At 61.2% G+C, this 18,686-nt stretch carries 16 protein-coding genes; 11 read left to right on the top strand and 5 right to left on the bottom strand.

The genetic code is table 11. From position 1 onward, the window contains the following. Positions 1-240 precede the first annotated feature (240 nt). Entirely contained in the window at positions 241-1,275 is a 1,035-nt protein-coding gene (locus I5E68_RS05465; RefSeq protein ID WP_197161712.1) for a chemotaxis protein CheB, read from the top strand. Positions 1,276-1,401: 126 nt separating this feature from the next. Here I5E68_RS05465 and I5E68_RS05460 read toward each other — a convergent pair whose 3' ends face one another. The 3 genes from I5E68_RS05460 to I5E68_RS05450 are packed head-to-tail and all read right to left on the bottom strand — an operon-like array spanning position 1,402 to position 5,598. Further along, a complete protein-coding gene (locus I5E68_RS05460; protein WP_197161709.1) occupies positions 1,402-2,973 on the bottom strand; it encodes a DHA2 family efflux MFS transporter permease subunit in 1,572 nt (523 codons plus the stop codon). Continuing rightward, positions 2,973-4,148 (bottom strand): HlyD family secretion protein, encoded by a 1,176-nt coding sequence (locus tag I5E68_RS05455; protein ID WP_197161706.1) that lies wholly within the window; start codon positions 4,146-4,148, stop codon positions 2,973-2,975. The genes I5E68_RS05460 and I5E68_RS05455 overlap by 1 nt, the downstream gene beginning before the upstream one ends. Next, positions 4,141-5,598 (bottom strand): efflux transporter outer membrane subunit, encoded by a 1,458-nt coding sequence (locus tag I5E68_RS05450; protein WP_197161703.1) that lies wholly within the window; start codon positions 5,596-5,598, stop codon positions 4,141-4,143. Before I5E68_RS05450 ends, I5E68_RS05455 begins: the two co-directional genes overlap by 8 nt. A 66-nt stretch (positions 5,599-5,664) precedes the next feature. On the opposite strand from I5E68_RS05450, the gene I5E68_RS05445 reads away from it, so the two are divergent. The 5 genes from I5E68_RS05445 to I5E68_RS05425 all read left to right on the top strand — a co-directional run bounded on the left by I5E68_RS05445 (position 5,665) and on the right by I5E68_RS05425 (position 10,859). Then, positions 5,665-6,294: a TetR/AcrR family transcriptional regulator gene (locus I5E68_RS05445; RefSeq protein ID WP_197161700.1), complete on the top strand. Its 630-nt coding sequence runs from the start codon at positions 5,665-5,667 to the stop codon at positions 6,292-6,294. 92 nt (positions 6,295-6,386) lie between these two features. Beyond that, positions 6,387-6,878, top strand: a complete 492-nt coding sequence (locus tag I5E68_RS05440) for an asparaginase domain-containing protein (protein WP_197161697.1) — start codon at positions 6,387-6,389, stop codon at positions 6,876-6,878. Between the two features lie 256 nt (positions 6,879-7,134). Next, complete coding sequence (locus I5E68_RS05435; RefSeq protein ID WP_323982093.1) at positions 7,135-8,592, top strand: sensor histidine kinase; 1,458 nt, start codon at positions 7,135-7,137, stop codon at positions 8,590-8,592. Continuing rightward, on the top strand, positions 8,582-9,025 hold the full coding sequence (locus I5E68_RS05430; protein ID WP_197161694.1) for a response regulator: 444 nt from the start codon (positions 8,582-8,584) through the stop codon (positions 9,023-9,025). Before I5E68_RS05435 ends, I5E68_RS05430 begins: the two co-directional genes overlap by 11 nt. Positions 9,026-9,032: 7 nt before the next feature. Then, positions 9,033-10,859: a GGDEF domain-containing response regulator gene (locus I5E68_RS05425; RefSeq protein WP_197161691.1), complete on the top strand. Its 1,827-nt coding sequence runs from the start codon at positions 9,033-9,035 to the stop codon at positions 10,857-10,859. Positions 10,860-10,868: 9 nt separating this feature from the next. On the opposite strand, the gene I5E68_RS05420 is transcribed toward I5E68_RS05425, so the two are convergent. After that, positions 10,869-11,735: a PhzF family phenazine biosynthesis protein gene (locus tag I5E68_RS05420; protein ID WP_197161687.1), complete on the bottom strand. Its 867-nt coding sequence runs from the start codon at positions 11,733-11,735 to the stop codon at positions 10,869-10,871. A 201-nt stretch (positions 11,736-11,936) separates the two neighbouring features. Here I5E68_RS05420 and I5E68_RS05415 point away from each other — a divergent pair, with 201 nt between their 5' ends. The 5 genes from I5E68_RS05415 (at position 11,937) to I5E68_RS05395 (ending at position 16,857) form a co-directional block, all read left to right on the top strand. Beyond that, a complete protein-coding gene (locus tag I5E68_RS05415; protein WP_197161683.1) occupies positions 11,937-12,332 on the top strand; it encodes a glycine zipper 2TM domain-containing protein in 396 nt (131 codons plus the stop codon). A 309-nt stretch (positions 12,333-12,641) separates the two neighbouring features. Beyond that, complete coding sequence (locus I5E68_RS05410; protein ID WP_197164587.1) at positions 12,642-13,397, top strand: SDR family oxidoreductase; 756 nt, start codon at positions 12,642-12,644, stop codon at positions 13,395-13,397. An 84-nt stretch (positions 13,398-13,481) separates the two neighbouring features. Next, positions 13,482-14,723: an SAM-dependent methyltransferase gene (locus I5E68_RS05405; RefSeq protein ID WP_197161680.1), complete on the top strand. Its 1,242-nt coding sequence runs from the start codon at positions 13,482-13,484 to the stop codon at positions 14,721-14,723. Between the two features lie 113 nt (positions 14,724-14,836). After that, positions 14,837-16,054, top strand: a complete 1,218-nt coding sequence (locus I5E68_RS05400; protein ID WP_197161677.1) for an argininosuccinate synthase — start codon at positions 14,837-14,839, stop codon at positions 16,052-16,054. Between the two features lie 296 nt (positions 16,055-16,350). Continuing rightward, positions 16,351-16,857 carry a septal ring lytic transglycosylase RlpA family protein gene (locus I5E68_RS05395; RefSeq protein ID WP_197161674.1) on the top strand — a complete coding sequence of 169 codons (507 nt, stop codon included), beginning with the start codon at positions 16,351-16,353 and terminating at the stop codon, positions 16,855-16,857. Between the two features lie 57 nt (positions 16,858-16,914). On the opposite strand, the gene I5E68_RS05390 is transcribed toward I5E68_RS05395, so the two are convergent. Continuing rightward, the gene (locus I5E68_RS05390) at positions 16,915-18,585 is read right to left on the bottom strand and encodes a hypothetical protein (RefSeq protein ID WP_197161671.1); all 1,671 of its coding nucleotides are present in this window, start codon (positions 18,583-18,585) and stop codon (positions 16,915-16,917) included. Between the last annotated feature and the right edge of the window lie 101 nt (positions 18,586-18,686).

Raw genomic sequence — 18,686 nt, 5'->3', positions numbered from 1 at the left:
AGGTGAACAATGCCTGCCGGCACTCCTGTCATCGCATCTCGCATCGTTCGTTTCTCGCATTGTCCACCTCATCCGCTCTGGCCCGGATCAAGGGCGACATAGACAGAGCCATGCCAACACCGCGTTTGTGGCGCTCTCAGGCGAATTGCCTAACCGGCTTAAGGAATTTCGTCGCACCGTCGCGGTTATGCGGCAGGTCAGCATCCCCGGGGGATGGAACAATTAGAGAGGACCTTGTCCATGCATGACGCCCGTGTTCTGGTAGTCGACGATTCAGCCGCGATGCGCGCGCTGTTTTGCGATGTGCTGGAGCAATCAAAAAATGTCAGGGTCATAGGTACTGCAGCCAATGCGGCCGAAGCACGCGACCAGATCGCCGAGCTTCAACCCAACGTCGTGACTCTGGATGTCGAAATGCCTGGCATGAGCGGCATCGAATTTCTTGAGGAGATCATGAACACCAATCCGATGCCGGTAGTAATGCTTTCGAGCCTTACTCAAAGCGGCACCGAAACCTCGCTCAAGGCTTTCGAACTGGGTGCGGTGGAATGCTTTCCCAAGCCGCTGAAAGCAACCCCTGAACAATTTGCCAAGACAGTCGGGAAACTCGGCAAGATTGTCCTCGCCGCCGCCAATTCCAACGTTCGCGACAAACCGCGCCCCAAGGCCGCCAAGGCGGAGGACGGCGCCTATGAGCCTAACGGTACGATCGCTGCCTTCTCGACTTCGATGGGTGGGGTCGATGCCCTGACTGAAGTGCTTGGGCACTACCCGAAGAACTGCCCTCCGACAGTCATCGTCCTGCAGACCGAGCCTGCGCTGGCCGAAATGTTCATCGCGCGCGCCGACAAGGATTGCGACTGCGCGGTCAAGGCAGCCTGCGATGGCGCGGAACTGGAGCCGGGCACCGTCCATATCGCCTTCGATCCCGGCCGCCACGTCATCATTGAACCGGGCAAGCCAGCACGGCTACGCTTGATCGAGCGCGATCCAGTCGAGGGGTTTCGCCCTTCGGCAACCCTGCTGTTCGGGTCACTTTCTCGCGCGGGCATGAGCACCATCGGGGCCGTACTGACCGGCATGGGCGAAGACGGCGCCAAGGGCCTCAAGCTGCTTCAAGCCGTTGGCTGCCGCACGCTTGCGCAGGACCGCAATTCCGCGACCGTGCCCCAGGCTCCAGCTGCCGCTGTCGAGGCAGGTGCGGCAAGCGCCGAGCTAAGGCTTGAAGAGCTAGCCGCAGATGTTCTCTCCAACTGCGGAGCGAGCCCCAACTGAACGCGCTTGCTTGCTGCTGACGCAACGGCATTGGGACACATCTACCACTGCCAGGGCCGACAGGATACGCGTTCCGGTGCCGCGCAGGGTGGGTCAGCCGATGGGGGGGCCGACCCGGTGGAGATGTCAGTGACCGGCCGAGGGCGCCGTTCCCTTCGGGGGACGCGGCGCGAACCAGATCGCGAAGGCAGCAATCATCAAGGCCACCGCAGAGTAGGCCGCCACGTGGACCGTCGCCTGCGCCTGCGCCTGTATTTCGACCAGCCGGTCAATCGCCGCACGAGCCATCTCCGTGGACATGCCTTGGTGCTGGAGCTGGACCACGGTGCCTTCAACGTTGTTCATGCCAGCCACCAGGTCGGCCCCGTCCTTGCGTCCTTGGTCGGCCCACAATGTGGTCACGACCGAGGTGCCGATGGCACCCGCCAAGGTTCTGCCAAAGTTCGATATACCAGCGGCCGAGGCCGTCTCTTCTGGATCCACTGCAGCTAGACCGATTGTTGTCAGCGGCACAATCATGAAGGCAACGCCAACGCCTTGGATCAATTGTGGGAAAGACACCTCCCACAAGGTCGAATCAGTCGACCAGTAGGTGCGCAAATAGGCGCAGAACGCGAGCCACGAGACCCCTGCAAACACAAGCAGTCGCGGGTCGAAACGTTGCATGAGCTTTGGCACCAACGGAGACGCAAAGACGGCCAGAACACCGGCCGGGGCCATCGCGATCCCAGCCCATGTAGCAGTATAACCCATGCCTGCCTGCAGCCACTGCGGGGTAATCACGACCGCTGAGAAGTAAGTCCCGAAGGCCAGCATCAATGCAAAGGTCGATGCGCTAAATCCGCGATGCCGGAACACTGCGAGATCGACTATGGGGTGGTCTGCGGTCAATTCCCAGATCACAAAGATGCCGAAGAACACGATCGCGATCGCCGCAAGCGCGCAGATCAAACCGTTGTTGAACCAATCGCGATCATGGCCCAGATCGAGCATCATCTGGAAAGCCCCGACCCAAATGATCAGCAGCAGCAGTCCAGTTACATCGATCGGAGCCTTGCGGAGGGGCGTCACGACATCGCGAAGCAATACCGCCAAGGCAAAAAACACCGCTGCGACGATCGGCACGTTGATGAAGAATATCCAGCGCCAGTGCCAGTTGTCCGAGATGTAGCCCCCAAGAATTGGGCCGGCGATCGGTGCGACGACAACCGTCATCGCCCACATTGCCATTGCCTTGGAATGATCTGCCTTTGGAAAAATCTTGAGCAGCAACGTCTGTGACAAGGGCATGAGCGGGCCACCGCAGAACCCTTGGCCGATGCGGAAGGCAACCAGCATAGGCAAAGTCGTCGCAAAGCCACACAGCGCCGAAAAGATGCCGAACCCGGCAATCGAAAGCAAAAACAGCCGCACTGTCCCGAAACGTCCGGCCAACCAGCCTGTAAGCGGCACGCAGATAGCCTCTGCCACTGCATAGGACGTAATGACCCAGGTGCCGCTCTCGGTCGACACGGCGAGACCACCGGAAATGTGAGGTACCGAGACATTGGCGATAGTCATGTCAAGCACGACGACGAAGTTCGCCATCGCCAGCACGAAAGCCGCTAACGCAAGCTTGGCGCCCGAGAACGTGCCGTCCTGCCCTCCTTCACGGACGCTTGCACCCTTACCAGGATCGATAGTTGCAGCGCTGGGCATCAGTCCTTGCTCGACAAGTCGATCTCTGCCTCCATCGACAACCCGACCCGCAGAGGGTGGGCCGCGAGCTCGGCCGGGTCGAGTTCGATACGTACCGGGAGGCGCTGTACGACCTTGATCCAGTTGCCGGTCGCATTCTGAGCCGGGATCAGCGAAAATGCAGCGCCAGTTCCCCCCGAAAAGCCGACGACCTTGCCGTGATATACAACATCGCCACCATAGAAATCGGAGGTCAACTTGGCCGACTGACCTGAGCGGACATTGCCAAGCTTGTCTTCCTTGAAGTTGGCATCGACGTAGAGTTTCCCGACAGGAACGATGATCATCGCCGCCTCGCCGTTCTGCACCTTCTGGCCGACCTGGATTGTACGCTTGGAAACGACCCCGTCGATCGGCGCGCGCACCACGGTACGTTCGAGATCGAGCCGGGCCTTATCATACTGCGCTTGCGCGAGCTGTATCTCTGGAGCCGTTTTGAGCGTCGTGCCCTCGGTCAGCGCAACAGCGGCCTGCTCCTGACGTCGAGCACTCACCGCGCTGGCCTGCGCCTGCTTGAGCGAGGCTTGCGCCTGTTCATAGGCTGCCTTGGCCGAGTCAAGCGCCTGGCGTGCTGTGGTCAGCTCTTCGATCGAAACTGCGCCGGTTCCAGCCAACTCATTGCGGCGGGCAAAATCTGACTGCGCTTTGGTAAGGTCCGCCCTGGCGGCCGCCTGGTTTGCCCTGGCGGTGTTAATCTGTGCCTGATTGGCATCCGCCGCCGCTCCCAGCGCCTGGTTGTTTGCTAGCGACTGGCCATACATTCGCTTGGCTCGGGCAAGGTTTGCCTCTGCCTCGGCCAAGACGATCTTCTGATCAGCATCGTCGATGCGAAAAAGCAACTGACCTCGCTTGACCGGTTGCGTGTCTGTGACCAGCACCTCGACAACACGCCCCGAGGTCAGCGGGGTCACTTCCGCGTTCTCGGCAGCAACATACGCATTATCGGTCGAGACGGTTCCTTCAGCAATGAACGCCTCGTAAATTCCCCATATTGCGCCAACCAAAACGACTGCTGCTCCGAAACCAAGCAACAGGTTCTTGCGCTTGCTCTTGTCGATCACGCTACCCGAGCCTTCCGCGGTTTCAGTCTTTACACCCTGATCCTGCGCCTTCTGATCCTGCGCATTTTCACTCATCGGAAGAGGCCTTTTCACTGGTTTCGTCTGTATAGCCACCGCCCAACGCGCGCTTGAGTGCGACTTCGCTGGCAAGCGTTGCAAAATGGGCATCGAGCGCGGAAAGCCGGGCGTCGAGCTCGCTGGTCTGGGTACTGAGAACGACAATGTAGGTGCTAAGCCCGGCTTGGTAGCGCTGTAGTGCAAGATCGTAAGCAGCCTTGGCCTCGTCCCGCGCCACGCGTGCATGGCGTTCCTGTTGCTCTGCCGAAGTTCGGCTCGAGATCGCGTCGGAAACTTCCCGGAGCGCTGCGATCACCGTCGCGTTGTAGCTGGCGACTTGAGAATCGTAACCCGCACGGGCGATCCGGTATCGCCCGGAGAGTGCTCCGCCTTGGAACAGCGGCAAACTAACCGCGGCTCCAGCGCTGCCATAGTCGCTGCCCTTATCAAACAAGTTGTCGATGCCAAGCGAAGTCAACCCGAGCAGGCCGCCAAGCGAGACGTCGGGCAGGAACGACTTCCCAGCAAATTCTACACCTTTGTCCATCGCCTCAACCAGCTTGCGCGCGGCGACGATATCGGGGCGTCGCCCCGCGAGCCCAATGCCCGCATCGGCGGGCACCGGTGTTGCCGCGATGTTTTCGATCGGCTTTGGGGTTAGCTCGGAAGTTCGATCTGGCCCTGCACCAAGTAGAGCTGCCAAGGCATGTCGCCGCAAGGCGATCGCCTCACTGTTTGCCGCAAGCCGGGCGCGCGCACCGGCCGTCTCTGCATTGGCCTGACGCACCGGTGTCTCGTTCTCAAGTCCTTGTCCGAATCGCTGGCGGGTGAGTGAAGCCGATCGCTCACGTACCTTGAGTGCCTCCTCCAGCACGTACTGTCGCTCGACAAGACGTGCGAGATCGAAATAGGAAGATACGACTTCGGCGGCGAGGATCATTTCCGACTGACGAAGTTCAGCGACAGAGGCCTCCGTTGCTGAAGTCGCAGCAGCGAGCAGCGCCCGGTTCTTCCCCCAGATATCAAGATTCCAGTTGGCTGAAAGCGCCAAGGTCCCATAGTCCTTCCAACCCTTCGGCAGAGCGGTAGCAGGAGTCCCTGCATTGTAGCTCTGCTTGGCCATTTCCGCCCCGCCCTGCCCGTTTACGCTGGGCAAGAGAGAGGACCGAGACGCTTGAAGCGCGCCGCGCGCTTGCCGCACACGCGCCAGAGCTGTGGCCAAATCCGGCGAATCACGTAAGGCCGCTTCGACAAGGCCTTGGAGTTGGGTGTCGCCATAGGCAGTCCACCACCGCTCCTGCGGCCAATCCCGAGTGGTGCCGGTAGCGATAATGGAGGAGCTGCTGTCAAGCGTAGCTAGTGGGCGCACTTGTGGGCGCGGGCCGAGGTCCGGCGCGCAAGCGCTCAGCGATACGGTTGCGCCTAATAACAGAGCTATCGCGAATCGGGGGAAGGAATCTGTACTCATCGGTACACTTTTTATCGTGCTATCGCTTGAATGTGTCAAATGGAAAGTGTACCAAAGAGTACAGCTATGGAAGAGAATTTGGGAAAACGCGAACTGAATCGCCTGCGCAAACGCGCCACGATCGTTTCGGCCGCGCGAGAGTCCTTCTTGCAACAGGGCTATGCAGCGACCAGCATGTCGGCCATCGCCGACGAATTGCGCTGTTCCAAGGCGACGATGTGGTCGCATTTTGCGTCCAAGGAGGAGCTTTTCATAGCCGTTGTCGACGAACTCGTCGCAGAATTCTCCCGCGACATTGATGAGGTACTGACCAGCCAGACCTTCTCGGCCACCACGTTGCGGCGCGCCGCGCTACGCTTTCTCAACTGCCTGATGCGGGAACCTTCAATCATGCTGTTTCGCCTCGTCCTGAGCGAGGGTGAACGCTTTCCGGAAATTGCCGATGCCTTCTACCAGCGCGGGCCGGCGAGGGTTCGCAAGGGAATCCGCACTTTCTTTGCAACGCGTTTCACGGAGGCCGATTCTGAGACATTGACCCGGGTCATTATCTCGGCCCTCACCGGTTATCGCTCCGACATGCTCTTGCGTCCGGTCCGCCCCAGCGAAGTCGACCGCGAAATCTTCGTCGACGAACTTGTTGCAATGATCGACTGGCCCGACCCGCGCCCCGGCGCTTCGGTCACCCCGACTACCTGACTTCGGCATCAACTCCATGTACCCTGCACCGTCATGACTTCTGCGCAGCAAACCCACTGGTCGATTGCTGCGCACGATGTTACCAGCGCCACATGAGCAAGACACCCATTCTCGTGATCACCACCGGTGGCACCATCGACAAGCAGTATTTCGATGCCCTGAGCCAGTACAGCATCACCGAGACCGTGATCGACAAACTTCTCGCCGTCTCCCGCGTCACGCATCCTTACAGGATCGTCGAACTGCTCCGCAAGGACAGCCTTGAACTGACCGATGAGGACCGCAAGTTGATCGCAGCCACCATTGCAGCTGCGCTGGAGACCCGGGTAGTCATTACTCACGGCACCGACACAATGACGGAAACCGCCAAGGCACTTGCCAGCATCGCCGGCAAGACCATCGTACTTTGCGGTGCACTAACCCCGGCCCGCTTCGCCGAAAGCGACGCTGCATTCAACCTGGGCATGGCTTTCGCCTGCTGTCAGGCGGCAGATGAGGGCGTATGGATCACAATGAATGGCTCTGTTTTCGACGGACTAGCCGTACGCAAGGACCGTGATGCCGGGAAGTTCGTCGACGCCTAACATATCGCTTTCAAAACAAGACAAAACTCTCATACGAGCGCTCGGCTCTATTTTCCATCATTCCTTAAGGGATGGCGCCTAGCCAACAGTTTGCCAACCGCAAACGGCTCCTGACCTAAGGTCGGCGTGGGTCGAACAGCGGGATCCGACATCTGCCTGATCCCGCATACCTTTCCGGCCCAATTTTGGGTGGACCGGATGGCTCCTCCTTGGTGCCGATGCGCCATGCATCGAGACCGCTGCAAGAGGAGTTCGCGTGAGCATTGTCACGGTTCGCCAGAACCCGATTCACTCAGCCCTCTTGCACGCGCCGATCGGCGCCATCATAATCGATCAAGCAGGCGTGATTGTCTGGGCCAACGCGATGTCAGCGGGACTGCTTGGCGAGGCCGAAACCACCAGCCTGAGACATTGCGTCGTCTACGTCTGGCTTGGCGAGAAGGACGCCGAGACCTTGCGTCAGATGATAGACATTCATTTCCGCACGCCGATTGAAGCGCGCATTGGCTGGAGCCGCCGCTTCGACCTGCTCGCCAGCGAGGGCAATGCCCACGAAGTCGAACTGACCCTTGCCCCGCTAACGCAGGACAATAGTGAGCATGCGATGCTGTATATCCGCAGCCTCAAGCGAGTGGTAACCGCCGAGAGACGTTTCGCCAAGATCTTCGAGACGCTACCAATCGGAATTCTGATTGTGGACGGCCAGCAGCGAATCGTCAGGGTGAATAAGACCTTGGCCTGCGAATTCGGCTATATGCGCGAAGAACTGATCGGGCGGAAGCTCGATATCCTGCTACCAAAGCGGTACCGCGATAGCCATACAAGCGAGGTTGCCAACTATACCCGCGAGCCAAGTTCCCGCATGATGGGCTCCGGCAGAGACTTGACCGGGCTCCACCGCTCAGGGCAAGAATTCCCAATCGAGATCGCGCTGACCCGGCATGAGAATGCAAGCCAACCGCTCTATATGGCGATCGTCTCAAACATATCCTATCGCAAGCGCGCCGAAGTCGCGACCCAGCAGACCAATGCCCAACTAGAAGAATTTACTTACGTTGCGAGCCATGATCTGCGCTCACCGCTGCGTGGAATTGCCGATTTGGTGGGCTGGATACGGGAAGATATCGACGAGACTACGCTATCCTCAGAAGTACTGCACAACTTCGAGCGGATCGCGGTGCGCATCCAGCGAGCGGAACAAATGATTGACGACCTGCTTAAATATGCGCGGGTTGGCGTTCGCGATCCCCACATGGAAATCATCGAACCACGCACCCTGATCGAGGACGCCCTGGCGCTATGCACTATTCCCGACAGCTTCCATGTCGAAGTCAATGTCGAGGCCGGGGCACTGCGCGCGCCGCCTGCCCCGCTGGCAACCTCACTGCGCAATCTCGTGAGCAACGCAATAAAGCACCACGGCGACACCAAGGGCGTCATTTCAATCCGAGTCGTCGAGGACGGCCGGTTCACCGTTTTCACCGTCGAGGACGATGGCCAAGGCATTCCCGAAGGAACCGAAGAGCGGATCTTCAAGCTGTTCCATCGCGGCTCCACCAAAGCCGATGGGGATGGCGTTGGCCTCGCCTTTACCCGACGTATGATCAACGCCCACGGAGGCATGATCAACGTGACGTCGCCCGGAACGCTCGGCGGCGCGCGTTTCGACATCTACTGGCCGAGGATCCTATTGAAAGAGTTTGATGATGCTTGAATGCCTAAGCCAGGAGGACGTTTGCAGCGTCCTGGTTATCGATGATGACGATGTCGCCATCGAGGGCGTGCAGCGATCATTCCAGCGTCACAAGGTGCCATGCACGACGATCACCGCGAGTGACGGTCGTGAAGCACTTGAGATCCTCCGCGGGACGCATCCCGAAAAGCGCATCAAGCAACCCTACATCGTGCTGCTTGATCTCAACATGCCGGGCATGGATGGCTTCCAGTTCCTGCACGCGTTGCGCCGCGACTCGGAACTGAAGCGGACAGTAGTTTTCGTTCTGAGCACATCGGCACGAGACCAAGACAAGGCGCGCGCATACAATGAACAGGTCGCTGGCTACATGGTAAAATCCGCAGTCGGACCACAGTTCGCGAAACTTGCTAAATTCATAGAGAAATATACCGAGACCCAGAAACTTCCTTGAGGTCGTCATGGATGATAGCGAACCCTCCCCTACACTTCCGGACACTACGGATGACAATAAAAACGGGCAAATCAACGCCCTTATTGTTGATGATGATGATGTCGATCGCGAAAAGCTTGTTCGCATGCTACGCACCTGCCCGCGCGACGTGAATGTCGTTGAGGCTGCCTCACAAGCCGAAGCGATGCAGATCATGCAGGATGAGGAAAATCATTTCGACATCGTCTTTCTCGACTTTGGCCTGCGTGACGGCGACGGGCGAGATCTAGTTCCAAAGATACACGAACAGGTCGATCCTGACTGCCCAATCATTGCCGTCACTGGCCATGGCAGTGCGCAGATCGCGGCGGACTCCATCAAGTCTGGCATGACCGAATTCCTAACGAAGCGGTTCCTCTGCCCGGAAAAGGTTGCTGCGTCTATCGAGGAAGGCATTGCCTGGCGACAGTATAGGCAGGACGTTCGCCGCGCCGAGGAGGAACTTACCCACCGCAGCCTGCACGATCCGCTGACAGACCTGCCGAACCGCACCTTGTTCTTCGATCGCCTCGCGCAATCATGCGCCCGAGCCAAGCGCAGTGGAGACTGTTTCGCTGTTCTGATGATCGACCTCGATCGGTTCAAGGAGATCAACGATAGCCTTGGCCATGCAGCGGGAGATGTCGTGCTGCAAACCGTGGCGCGGCGCCTGCGTACGCACTTACGCGAAGTCGACACAGTGTCACGCCTGGGCGGCGACGAGTTCGCTTTGCTGCTGCAGAATATCGCGACGGTCGATGCCGCAATGGCAATGGGCGACAAGATCGTACAACTGATCGAACAGCCGGTAATCCACGATAACCGCGTCCTCTATGTCGGAGGCTCTTTAGGTATGGCCTTATGCCCCCAACAGGGCTTCGTGCCTGCAGCCCTACTATCGGCCGCCGACAACGCAATGTACGAGGCCAAGGCTGGCCTTGAGAAAGTAAGGCTCGCCCCTGCGGACCGTTCTGAAAAGCTCAATGCCCAAGACCGCAAGGGCATGTTGCAGAACCTCGAAGACGCAATCGCACGGCGTACAGTATCCTGGTACTGGCAGCCCAAGATCGACTTACGTGATGGCACGGTGATCGGCTTCGAAGCACTCGTGCGCTGGGACCCGCCGAACATGACGAAGGTCCCTGCCGAACAGCTTATCCGTACCGTCGAACAGTCCCCATTGATCGAGCCCTTCACCACCTTGTGTCTGGACACAGTCCTCGGCCAGTTTGCATCTGTCCAGGAGCTCTGGCCAGGCACTTCCATCTCGATCAACGTTTCTGTGCGCATGCTCGAACGCCCGGGCTTTGTCGACAACGTCCTTGCTATGATTACCCACCACGGAGTGACGCCAGAGCGTGTCATTCTGGAGCTTACCGAAACAGCTCTGATAGCCCACCCGGCACAAGCACGCCGTGTGGTCGAACGCCTCCATCGGGGCGGGGTACGCATGTCGATCGATGACTTCGGCGCCGGATTCACGTCCTTCGGCTACTTGCGAGAATTCGCAATCGATGAAATCAAGATCGACCGCTCTTTCGTATCGCGCTGCACCGAGAGCCGCTTCGACCAGTCGCTCGTGCATTCACTTGTAGTCCTATGCGACAGCCTCGACATCGCCCTGATTGCTGAAGGCATCGAAACAGATGCCGTTCGCGATTTGCTGGTGAGTCTCGGATGCCATGCGGGTCAGGGTTATGGTATCAGCCACCCCTTGTCATTTCTGGAATTGCGGCGTTGGATGAATGAATGGCGCCATACATCGATCACAGGCGGCGATAGCACCACCTCGCGCGACAGTCATCAACGACACTGAACGCCCCGATCAGCCGCACACGACACTGCCCGGCAGTGTGAGAACGCCTCCTGAAGACACAGTCCGAACCAATCCCTTGACCCAGATTTGCCCCTGGCTATCACGCGAGCAGCACACCATACCGCTTGCACCGACCATGCGCCCCTGAGCTGCAAAGTACTGATCATGCTCCAGCCCGGCTGCAAACAGGTACTGAGCCACAGCCGCATTGAGACTGCCTGTGACCGGGTCCTCACATAGCCGGCCGTTGGCATCAGCGAAGAATGCGCGAACTTCCCAACGAGCCTGCCCGCCTTCTCCGGAAAGGTAAGGTCCTAGCAAGGCGACGTCGGTGGGAACCTTCCCCCGTGCTGCCGACTCGGCTGACAAGACATCGTGGGCGGATGCCAGGTGAAGCAACTTCCAGCCCGGACCATTATCCGCATGGACTGCCGCCACCACTACCGCTGGCTCGACACCAGTCAAGCGCACGGCTTCTTCAAGGTCCGCCGCATCGAGCGCCTCGGACCGACGCAGCGGCGGCGCCATAAAACCAAGCAGACCATCTTCTTGCCGGATCTCGACAAGGCCGATCCCGCATTCCTGCATGATCCGCCCCTGTCGCCTCGGCACGCCGCCTGCGCCAAGCCAAGCATGAGCGCTGCCCAAAGTCGGGTGCCCCGCGAATGGAAGTTCGCCCGCCGGGTAGAAAATGCGCACTCGATAGTCTGCGGCAGGGTCTTGCGGTGGGAGTAGAAAAGCCGTCTCGGAGAAACCCAACCAGCGCGTCAGCTTTTGCATCGCCGCTCCATCCAATGCCTCACCGGAACGAACGACGGCCAGCGGATTGCCGGTCAAGCTACCTGTAGCGAAGACATCGACTAGATCGAGATACATTGATTCAGCCCCTTGATACCCACTACCCAGTCAACCGACGCCCAGTGGAATGCAATCGTTTCATGGCGTTGGTCCAACGTCTCGTCGCGAGAAAGGGGATATGGCCAAAGGTGAACAAACAGGTTCATGTCGCGTTGAGACCGCAAGCCGCACAGAGCGTGTCACAGATTTCAAATGCTGCAAACTCGAAAGGACAACAACATGAAACGGACCTTGGCGGCGCTTGCCTTGGTACTTGCAGGGGCTCAATTTGCGGCCAGTGAAGTCATGGCCGATCCGCCCCGTCACGCGCCGGCCCATGGACGCCGCGCCAAAGACCGCCACAACGACCACCACGCGCGATACGATTCGCGCGGACGCTACCGTGAGCCGCGCCGCATCACGCGCAACTCGCACGTTTGGCGCGGGCGCGACGGACGCTATTACTGCAAGCGGGATAACGGCACCACAGGCCTGCTGATCGGCGCCGGCGTAGGTGCGCTTGCCGGACACGAGCTTGCTGGCAATGGCAATCGCACGATTGGAGCACTTTTGGGTGGTGCGCTGGGCGGCGTCCTCGGCCGCGAAATTGATCGCGGCGACATCAAATGCCGGTAACAGCCAGTCTGAAGAGGCTTGTATCTTCCTGCATTGGATAAGCCGGAATTCGGCAAGGTGCGTCGTACCACTAAGGCGCGCCTTGCCATTCTCGGCTGTTGCAGCATGCGGCACTGACACGACAAACTTTGGGAAACACGGCTCTTTCCTCAACCTCACGGCTATGCTTTCTATAGCTGCGATGACAAGTCGACAGTGCAGCACCGATTGCCCGAAGCCGGAGCACCGCCTCAGCGAACCCGCGTGCCAGACGCTTTCGAAATTGCCTTCTTCAATGATGTCTTCCGCACTGTCGCGGATAGCCGGAGCATGAGCCCACGCCCCGCGATGCTTGTGACTGGCGGTGCCAAACGCATCGGGGCAGCCATTGCCCAAGCCTTCGGCAATGCTGGCTGGCACGTCGTAATCCACTACGGAAGGTCACGCGATCAGGCTGAAGCCTTGTGCTCACAGCTGCCCAACGCAGAGACCTTCTCCTGCGAGCTGAATGACTGGAACGATGGTCCCGCAATGATCCGCAGCCTCGCTGCGCGTCTGCCAGACTGGCGAGTCTTGGTGAATTGCGCCGGTGTTTTCGATCTTGACAGTGCTGAAGCGATCGATCCGTCGACCTTTGCCACGGCCATGCAGGTGAACGCGGCCACGCCAGCCTTGCTTGGACAAACTTTTCTTGCCCACGCCCGCGCCAAGACCGGACGCCGCCTGATCCACGTTACCGACCAAAAGCTGGTCAATCCCAATCCGGACTTCTTCTCCTACACGATGAGCAAACACGCGCTATCGGCAACCATTCCGATGCTGTCCATGGCGCGGGCGACTTCTGCCGATCGCATCTACGGCATCGCGCCCGGCGCGATACTCGCCAGCCACGATCAATCCGAAGCCGAAACAGAGCTATCACATCGCATGAACCTGCTGGCGCGCAAAACCGATCCCGACGAAATTGCGAAGACGGCGCTGTTTATGGCGGACGGCGTCCTTGCGAGCGGCGAAACTGTCTACGTTGATTCAGGCCAGCATCTCGTTCCGCAAGAACGCGACGTTCTCTTCCTTGCACGCGAATGAAACAATCGCCCGCCAAGGTCATTCGCCAATCAGCTGGCGAGAACTCTACGCTCTTCCCAACACGTTTATAACCGACTGGAAACGATGGCCTTACTCGACAAATTTCTCGAACGCGGCGTGCGAAAAGGCACTCTCGAGGTGCATCGCCCCGACGGTAGCAGCAAGCGTTTCGGAACACCGTCCCCCGGTTACCCGGACGTAAGTATCCGCCTCAGGGACAAGTCTGCCGAGCGCCGCATCCTGACCGATCCTCGGATCGGCGCCGCCGAGGCCTTCATGGATAACCAGTTGGTCCTCGAGCAGGGCGACATCATGGAATTGGTACAGCTCCTGCGTGCAAACGCACCATGGGACCGTGGCGGCGAGGTCAAGGAGAAGTCCGCTTTCAAGACCGCAACCGGCAAGCTGGTCACCCTCGTTGACGGGATAAACAGAGCTGCAAGCGCGAAGAAGAACATCGCTCACCACTACGACATCGGCAATGCGCTCTATAAGCTGTTCCTAGATACCAACCACATGCAATATTCCTGCGCATACTGGCCTGAGGACGGGATGACGTTGGAACAGGCGCAGACGGCCAAGCTCGCCCATATCGCCGCCAAGCTTGCCATTGAGCCTGGACAACGCGTGCTTGACATCGGCTGCGGCTGGGGTGGCATGGCGATCTATCTGGCGCAAAACTACGACATCAAGGTCGTTGGTATTACACTGAGCGAGGAACAGCTCGCACTTGCCCGCGAGCGCACCAAGGAGGCTGGCGTAGACGACCGGGTCACCTACGAGCTGGTCGATTACCGCGAACTGCCCAAACGTGGCGAAAAGTTCGATCGCATCGTTTCGGTCGGCATGTTCGAGCATGTCGGCCAGGCCCAGTTCAATCAGTTCTTCAAGTCCACAGCCGAACTGCTCACGGACGAAGGTGTCATGTTGCTGCACACCATTGGCCGCATGGGCGGACCGGGCACGACAGATGCCTTCACCCGCAAGTACATCTTCCCGGGTGGTTACATCCCCGCACTCAGCGAAACCGTCGCCTCGAGCGAGAAATTCCGCATGATCGCAACCGACGTCGAGAATCTTCGCCTGCACTACGCCTTCACCTTGCGTGAATGGTACAAGCGTTGCGTCGAGAACAAGGATGCGATCATCGCGCTGATGGACAAGCGCTTCTACCGCATGTGGATTTTCTATCTGGCAGGGGCCACTGCAGCGTTCGAGAGTGGATCGATGTGCAATTACCAGATCCAGTACACCCGTCTGCGCCGCACGCTTCCGATTACCCGAGACTACATGACTGCAGCTGAAACGGCACTTCGCCGCCGCTGAGGGGCGCGATTGGCGCACTATGGGGTGCGCTGTGAACCATTGCGCACAGGGGCGCGTGCTGATAGGCGCGCGTCCCATATCCACCGCCCTTTCTCTGCGGAGCACGCGCACCCATGTCCGACAGCATCAAGAAGGTCGTCCTCGCCTACTCCGGCGGTCTCGACACCAGCGTCATCCTCAAGTGGCTTCAGGTCACCTACAACTGTGAGGTTGTCACCTTCACCGCCGATCTCGGCCAGGGCGAAGAGCTCGAGCCGGCCCGCGAGAAGGCCAAGCTCATGGGCCTGCCCGACGCGAACATCTACATCGACGACCTGCGCGAGGAATTCGTGCGCGACTTCGTCTTCCCGATGATGCGCGCCAATGCCCGCTATGAGGGCGACTACCTGCTCGGCACCTCGATCGCGCGCCCGCTCATCTCCAAGCGCCTGATAGAGATCGCCCGCGAGACCGGCGCCGACGCCATCGCGCACGGCGCGACCGGCAAGGGCAACGACCAGGTCCGCTTCGAGCTCTCGGCCTATGCCCTCGATCCCTCGATCAAGGTCATCGCCCCCTGGCGCGAGTGGGACCTCAACTCGCGCACCGCGCTCATCGCCTGGGCCGAACAGCACCAGATTCCCGTCCCCAAGGACAAGCGCGGCGAAAGCCCGTTCTCGACCGACGCGAACCTCCTGCACACCTCGTCGGAAGGCAAGGTCCTTGAGGATCCCTGGGAAGAGACCCCCGACTACGTCTATTCGCGCACGGACAACCCCGAGGATGCGCCCGATGTGCCCGAGTACATCACCATCGACTTCGAGAAGGGTGACGGCGTTGCCCTGAACGGCGAAGCGATGAGCCCCGCCACGCTGCTCACCGCGCTCAACGACCTTGGCCGCAAGCACGGCATCGGCCGTCTCGACCTCGTCGAGAACCGTTTCGTCGGCATGAAGTCGCGCGGCATGTACGAGACCCCGGGCGGCGAGATCTACGCCCGTGCGCACCGTGGCATCGAGCAGATCACGCTGGACCGCGGCGCGGCCCACCTCAAGGACGAGCTCATGCCCAAGTATGCAGAGCTCATCTACAACGGCTTCTGGTTCGCGCCCGAGCGCGAGATGCTGCAGGCCGCGATCGATCACTCGCAGGCCCGCGTCAACGGCACCGTGCGCCTCAAGCTCTACAAGGGCCTCGCGCAGGTCGTCGGTCGCAAGTCGCCCGACTCGCTCTACTCCGAGCGTCACGTCACCTTCGAGGACGATGCCGGCGCGTACGACCAGAAGGACGCCGCGGGCTTCATCAAGCTCAACGCGCTGCGCCTGCGCCTGCTCGCCCAGCAGGGCAAGTAACCCCGCGATTACAGGCACCTGCCCCCAGAAATGGGGCCGGGAGCGCCTGACGATCACCATATATTGCGAGGCCGGGGGCGCTCATGCGCTGCCCGGCCTTCGTGCATCCGGCGTTTACGAAGCGCATTTCCGACCGTCGCATTCGTTCCACGAATCCCGGCCAAGCGTTGCGAGTCCACGACGAGCCGCCCTGGCAAGAGTCGCCACGTTAACCCCGCTCCTCTAGGAACCTGTCCATCGTCAACGGCGAAGTGGGGTCAGTTTTGCCGGTCAATCGTTTCGGATACATCGCTGTCATGGCCGGGCTGGTTACGCTGCCCCTCGCCGGACCGGTCCACGCGGACGCATCGGCCATCGCCGAGACCGCGCTCGCTCCCGTCAGCGCAGCCCCCGTCGCGGCTGCCGCAGCGATCTCCGAGGCGACCTCGGCAAACGCCGCAGGCGCACTCACCGTCTCGCAGCCCGTGGTCCAGGCCCTGCCCGTCGAGGCCGAGCCCGAGTTCGAGGCTTACGGCAAGGGCCGCGCCAGCTACTACGGCGCCCGCTTTGCCGGCAACCCGACCGCCAGCGGCGAGATCTTCGACCCCGAGGCGATGACCGCCGCGCACCGCACCTTGCCCTTCGGCACGCAGGTGCAGGTCACCAACCCGGCCAACGGCGAGAGCGTCGTCGTCACCATCAACGACCGCGGCCCGTTCCACGGCAACCGCGTGATCGACCTCAGCAAGGCCGCCGCTCGCGAACTCGGCCTGATCCGCCGCGGCTCGGGCGTCGTCGAGCTGGCCCTTCTCGCCGACAACTGAGCGCGCTGCCCGCCTTGCCCGCCTCTCCTCGCGGGAGGCGCAGGCGCTGGCGACCATTCATCCTGAAACTGCTGTAACGTTCGCGACCCGAAGGAACCCGTTAAGCGGAGACCTTTGGAGCTTCGCGCGTTCTCGCGCCGATGCCCGTCTCTCGGTTCTCGTCGGCCCCTCTTGGAGGGGGTCGGCTGGCGCAGCCGGAGGGGGGGGTGGGGGACAGGCCGCGCCAGCCTTCACAGCGATAACAGCAAGCGGCCAAGTCCGTTCCCGGCTCATCGACGATTCGACACCGTTAGCGACGAACCGCGCGGTTCCATCGACGAAATGTGAAACGGCCTGCGAAACCCGCGGGAAACCGGGGTTTTCGTGTTCACGAGGCGACACGGCCCACCGCATGGCGCCCGCGAGGTTGACACCGATGACACGGTCCGGGGCAAGGCAGGCAAGCCCCTCCAGCGACTTTATCTCGTAGGGTGGCAGCGCGCCCGGCCCCTGCGCATCAGAGCCCGCGCTACTGGCCCCGCCAGAGCCGGCATCACGGGCCGCGTCAGTACCCGCATCGCACGCCGCCTCCGGGCCGCAGTCGGGAGGACAAGCCCCCTGCCCATCCGCCCCCAGCCCGCGCGCATCGCCCTGCCCGGCCCCCAGCAGCGCGTCGACCAGGCCGAAGGCCGCGCCGCGCCAGGCGTCCCATTCCTCCCCGGCGAGGCCCTGCACCAGCCGCCAGTCGAAGCCGCCGTCCTCGGTGAAGCCGGGCGGCAGCGCTTCCTCCCCGCAGCCCCCCGCGCAATCGCCACCGCACTCGACGCCGCAATCCTCGCCGCAGGGCTCCTCCACCGCGCCCACCCCCGACATCGAATAGCGCCCGCTGCCGCGCCGCTCCATGTCCTCGCTCACCGCATTGGCGAAGGTGTGGCGCTCGAGCGGCAGGGCCGAGCGCTGCGCGCCCATCAGGTCGTCGCGCTCGAAGAACGCGGCCTCGGGCCGCGTCCCCGCGACCATCGCCAGCACCTCGTCGAAGCGCCCCGCCAGCTCCTCGCCGCTGTCGAGCCCGAGCAGCGCCTCGGCCTGCCGGTCGAGCCGCGCCAGATGCGCCAGCAGCAGCCGCGCATCGTGCCGCCGCCGCACGCCCACCTGCTCGCCGTGAAACCACACCGCCTCCTCCACCCCGTCGAGCGCGCGCGTCGCCAGCACCTCTTCGGCATGGTCGCGCGCGAGCACCAGAGCGCCCGCCCAGCCCCGCGCGAAATCGCCGTCGCGCCGCCGCAGCACGTAGGCCGACTGGCGCGACATCCCCACCCGCGCACAGGCCGCCCGCACGTCGCCCCTCAGCGCCAGCGCATGCAGAAAGCGAACCTTGCGCCCCGCATCCCACCCCCGCGTCGAGGCCGCCGCGAAGTCCTCGCCGTCCCACCCCGAGGCCGGACGGCCCCCAAGGTCATCCCGGCGAAAGCCGGGACCGCTGGCCACATCGCACGAACCATCGTCGTGGCGCACACAGGAGAAAGAGGAAGAATGAATGCGAGGGCCATCGCCCTCGCGCTCCCCATACTTTTCGGGAGCGCCCGCAGGCAGCGCCGCGCCCGCACAAGGACTCTTCGAAAAGACCTCGCCCGGCAGGCCGATGTCGCGCTCCGCCGGTATCCACCCGCGCCCGAAGCGCGTCGGATACCTCTCGCCCTGCTCGCCCCGGTCCGGGTTCGAGGGACTGGACTGCTGATCGTGGGACATGGTTCACTCCCTGGCTCCGGCGCCGAGGCGCCCGCGAAGAGGACCGGCGTGCGCTGGATCACACGCCGGGGTGAACCGGATCATTTATCGCATGGTTGGGG

Source organism: Novosphingobium aureum (assembly GCF_015865035.1).
GTDB classification, from domain to species: domain Bacteria; phylum Pseudomonadota; class Alphaproteobacteria; order Sphingomonadales; family Sphingomonadaceae; genus Novosphingobium; species Novosphingobium aureum.
Note: the sequence above shows the minus strand (reverse complement) of the source record. Positions and strands in the feature narration are given on the sequence as shown.